1 protein-coding gene is annotated in these 1390 nt (G+C 76.3%); it reads left to right on the top strand.

The window, feature by feature from the left end; all coding sequences use genetic code 11:
- The first annotated feature begins 173 nt into the window (after positions 1-173).
- The gene (locus ACFQ4H_RS34780; protein ID WP_377579526.1) at positions 174-1316 is read left to right on the top strand and encodes a hypothetical protein; all 1143 of its coding nucleotides are present in this window, start codon (positions 174-176) and stop codon (positions 1314-1316) included.
- The last annotated feature ends 74 nt before the right edge of the window (positions 1317-1390 follow it).

Genomic DNA, 1390 nt, shown 5'->3' with positions numbered 1-1390 from the left:
GGGTACACGCCGGCCGACCTGCCGGAGACCGACGGGCGGCGACCGCAGCCGCTGCTGGCCCAGGCACTGGCCGACCGGTTGTTCGCCCACACCGGCCGGGCCGACCTCTGGCAGGCCCCGCCGGGGGCGGCGGAGGCCGCCCGCACCATCAGCTCGGACGAAGGGGAACGGTGATGACGCAGACGATGTCGGCCGGGGGACGGCTGCTGGCCCAGCGGTTGGCCGCGGTACTCGGCGACGCGCCGTCGGCCGTTGCCGGATCCGACGACACCCGCCGGGCGGCGGCAGCGTCCGCTGCCCCGCCCGGCCAGCCCGTCGTGGCGACCCGCGCCACCGCGACAGTCACAGCGACAGCCACAGTGGCCGAGTCGACCGAGCCCCCGCTGCCGGACTACGTGGCGCACGTGCTGGCCCGCTGGGACCTGCTGCACGACGTACCGTTCCGCTATCTGGTCCCGGACGCGCGGCTGCTGCCGCCCGAGTCGATCCGCTTCTTCCGGCTCGACCGGGGGTGGCTCGACCGACTCCGTGCCGGGGCGCTCGCCGTGGGCGGCGGTGACGGCAGCCGGGAACGCGCGATGACCGCGACCCTGCTGCCCCGCACCGACAGCCCGGTCGCCGAGCACCTGCCGCTGGTCCGCGAGGTGCAGCGGGGCAGGATCAGCATCCCGGTCGCCGCCGAACTCGCGGCCGAACTTGCCGCAGAGGAACGCGCCGAGGCGGCCGCCCGTGCCGAGGCCGCTGCCGGCGCCGAGAACGCTGCCCGTGCCGCCGACCCGGACACCGCCGGACTCGCCGGGGTCGCCTCCGCCGCAGTGGCACCGGTGACCGGGTTCCTGCTCCGCTCGGCGCTGGTGTCGGGCTGGCCCGCGATGCAGATCCGCGCCTGGACCAGCGACCTGCCCGCCGACGTGCCCCCGGGCGTCGACCCGGACGAACTGGCCGCCGAACGGCCCGAACTGGTGGTGCCACTGCTGCGGTTGCAGCGACTGTCCCCGGCCGTGCTGCTGGCGGTGTTCCACGGCACACCGCGCCTGGTCTGGTTGCAGGAGCCGCCGCAGAGCGTCCAGTTCGGGTTGGAGCCCGGCGGTACGGGTTGGCGGGTGCCGGTCCGGTCCGCCAACGGGCAGGAGGTGACCACCGTGGCGGTGCCGATGCGGTCCGGCCCGGTGGCCGGGGTGGTCAACGTCGCCGCGCTGGCCCAAGCCCTGGACGCCGCCGTACCACAGTCAGCGCCGAACCGTGGGGCCGGCATTGCCCTGTCCCTGCTCCAGGCGCCGTCACGGCAGCGCTTCACCGCCGGCGTCCCGCAGTGAGCACGCCCCGCGTCACGTCAACCGGCCCCGCCCCGGGCCGCACCGCCCACGGCGCTGCGTCCGCCGGTTCCGCC

Source organism: Micromonospora sonneratiae (assembly GCF_042679305.1).
In the GTDB taxonomy this organism is placed as follows: Bacteria; Actinomycetota; Actinomycetes; order Mycobacteriales; family Micromonosporaceae; genus Micromonospora_H; species Micromonospora_H sonneratiae.
This window is presented reverse-complemented; position numbering and strand designations above follow the sequence as displayed.